A 1,597-nucleotide genomic window follows, 5' to 3' on the forward strand; every position below is an offset into this window, starting at 1 on the left:
CAGGTTTCACTCTGACCAAGAGGTCGTCAATCTGAACTGCACCCACCTTGCCGGAAGGCAGAATCGTCCAAGCACCACCATGAGCCGGGACAACGGACACCAGCCCGGTGTCCCGCAGCGTGGCAGCCACCTCGCGGTCCAGGAGCACTGGTCCCGGGTACCCACGCAGCTCGTCGAGGATGATCTCAGTCGGCATTAGTCTGTGGCTTTGTCGTCCGATTCGGGCCCAACGGCAAGCGAAGCCAGACCGACGTCGCCCGCGGCCTTACGCCGAACAGCGGCGAGCCCGAACTTCTCGCGAATCTTTTCCCGACTCATCTGGCCGAAATACTGCTCTTCGAGCAATGGCAACAGCTCGTACTTCCAGATTTCAGCCAAGCCTTGCTCGGTCTCAGCGTGGTCCTTCATGAAGTACGACGGTCCGACCATCAGGTCACGCTTAGTGGCTCCAATTTCACTGTTCAGAGCATTCAGTAGTTCAGCGCGCAGGGCTGGCTGCCCCGTGGTCTCCAGGAATCTCTCAAGCATTCCGGAAATCATGCCCTCCTGCGGATGCAGTTCCACAAAGGCGAACCGGCGACGAATCGCAGCGTCAACCATGGCAATAGAGCGGTCCGAGGTGTTCATGGTGCCAATGATGAAAAGATTCGGCGGCAGCACAAATGTCTGCTGCGGGTTGTATTGAAGGTTGATGCCTTGGTCGCGGTACTCCAGAAGGAAGTACAACTCGCCGAAAATCTTTGCCAAATTTCCACGGTTCATCTCGTCGATGATCAGGAAATAGGGCTTATCGCGGTTACCGTCCAGCGACGCCTCAGCGGCGATCCGCCGCAAAGGGCCAGGCTCCAAACTGAAGCCAACATTGTCGCCGTCGAACTTTGCCGGACGGTACCCCTCGAAAAAGTCCTCGTACGCATACGACGGATGGAACTGCACCGTCTTGACATGGTCTCCGTGTTCCTCGCCCGCGAGGAAGCGTGCGATCTTGCCCGCCAGGTACGTCTTGCCGGTGCCCGGTGGACCGTAGAAAACAATCTGTTGACGCGTCTGCAGCAGCCGAATGACCTCCTGAATGTCGTCACGCTGGACATGCAGCTTGGCTGCGAAATCGGCGGTCGCCTCGCGCAGTTGAGGTACGACGGCGGGTTGCGGCGAAGTGGTCGGCCCCGGTTCGGTGCCGCTCACCTCCGGTTCAGCCTCGAACCATGTACTGATGATTGACAGACCATCCGTCAGATCGACGACTGACCCTTGCTCCTCCAACAGCCTCGGCATTGGTGCCTGCAGTTCGTCATTGGCAATGGGTTCCTGCCGCCAAGCAACCTGCCGCCGCAAGCGGGAGGTCTCATCGTCCGTGTATTCCGCTTCACCGGTAATGACGCCCAGATAGAGGTTGCTCTCGAATGCCGTGAGGACGAAGTCGTCTACTTTCATCTGGGAGAGGAAGCGATAGAACTCCTGGGCCCGGACTTTTCGTTCCGCATAGTCGATGTGCTGGTATCCGGCATTGACCGCGGCCTGCACCTGGTCGAAATTGCTTCGGGGATCGGGAGATCCGAGGTGCTGTGCCCTGAGTGAAACAAAGTCATTTCCGAAC

General features: G+C 58.4%; 2 protein-coding genes. Both read right to left on the reverse strand.

The window, feature by feature from the left end; all coding sequences use genetic code 11:
* The coding region (locus tag ACFV20_RS36830) for a hypothetical protein (RefSeq protein WP_385665477.1) at positions 1-196 on the reverse strand (196 nt) is incomplete at its 3' end.
* Positions 196-1,597, reverse strand: a 1,402-nt coding sequence (locus tag ACFV20_RS36835) for an McrB family protein (protein ID WP_385665480.1), incomplete at its 5' end; no start/stop codon positions are given. The genes ACFV20_RS36835 and ACFV20_RS36830, both read right to left, overlap by 1 nt.

The sequence above is a fragment of the Streptomyces sp. NPDC059696 genome, from assembly GCF_042733745.1.
GTDB lineage: Bacteria > Actinomycetota > Actinomycetes > Streptomycetales > Streptomycetaceae > Streptomyces.